This window comes from Microbacterium petrolearium (assembly GCF_054782875.1).
In genome coordinates, this window is the sequence record NZ_BAAGRQ010000051.1 from 1 (window position 1) to 1,401 (window position 1,401).

At 66.6% G+C, this 1,401-nt stretch carries 1 protein-coding gene; it reads left to right on the forward strand.

Translation table 11 applies throughout. The features are described 5' to 3' along the window. Positions 1-122: 122 nt before the first annotated feature. Positions 123-1,352, forward strand: coding sequence for an IS256 family transposase (locus tag ACYVJ0_RS13530; protein WP_460818380.1), 1,230 nt, complete (start codon positions 123-125; stop codon positions 1,350-1,352). Positions 1,353-1,401: the final 49 nt, after the last annotated feature.

A 1,401-nucleotide genomic window follows, 5' to 3' on the forward strand; every position in this document is an offset into this window, starting at 1 on the left:
AGTGGAGTCCCGCATAGTGGTGTAGCGCGCGGTGGTCTGGCTCGTCGTTCCTGACGTAGACGCGGTCACCGTGTGATCCTTCGAGAAAGCTCTCTACTTCTCACTCGAATGGAGTCATCACGATGACCGCTCCTCATATTGTCGACCCTGCCAGCGTGCTCAGTGAAGCGCTGCTGGACGCGTCGCCGGATCTGATGCGCAGCCTGCTGCAGACGATGATCAACGCGCTGTTGTCCGCGGACGCAGACGCCGTCGTTGGCGCGGAGTGGGGCAAGCCCTCACCCGACCGGCTCGCGCAGCGCAACGGTTACCGGCACCGCGACCTGGACACGCGCGTCGGCACGATCGATGTCGCGATCCCGAAGCTGCGGTCGGGCACATACTTCCCGGAGTGGTTGCTCGAGCGCCGCAAACGGGCAGAGACCGCGCTGATCACCGTGATCGCGGACTGCTACCTCGCCGGGGTCTCGACCCGCCGGATGGACAAGCTCGTGAAGACCCTCGGAATCCATTCCCTCTCCAAGTCCCAGGTCTCGCGGATGGCGGCCGACCTCGATGAGCACGTCGACCAGTTCCGCCACCGCCCCCTCGATGACGCGGGCCCGTTCACATTCGTCGCCGCCGACGCTCTCACGATGAAGGTCCGTGAGGGCGGCCGGGTGATCAACGCGGTCGTGCTTATCGCGACCGGCGTCAACGCCGACGGGCGCCGCGAAGTCCTCGGGCTCCGCGTCGCGACGAGCGAGACCGGGGCGGCCTGGAACTCGTTCTTCGCCGACCTCGTCGCTCGCGGCCTGGGCGGGGTCCGGCTGGTCACCAGTGACGCCCACGCCGGGCTGGTGGAAGCGGTCGCGGCGAACCTGCCCGGCGCGGTCTGGCAACGATGCCGCACCCACTACGCCGCCAACCTGATGTCCGTGACACCGAAGACCATGTGGCCGGCCGTCAAGGCGATGCTGCACTCCGTCTACGACCAACCCGACGCCGACAGCGTCCACGCCCAGTTCGACCGGCTCCTCGACTACGTCGACGACAAGCTCCCCGACGCGTCACGAGCGGACATCCTCGCGTTCACTGGGTTCCCCGAAGGGCTCTGGCAGCAGATCTGGTCCAACAACCCCAACGAGAGACTGAACCGCGAGATCCGCCGCCGCACCGACTCCGTCGGCATCTTCCCGAACCGGGACGCGATCATCCGCCTCGTCGGCGCCGTGCTCGCCGAACAGACCGACGAATGGGCCGAAGGACGCCGCTACCTCGGCCTCGACATCCTCGCCAAAAGCAGGCTCACCCTCGTCGCTGACAACAGCCCCGAGGAGGTGACCGACACCAACCTCGAACTCAGCGCCTGAACCATCAACACGAAGGACCGAGCGCTACACCACCACCAGGGACTTGACC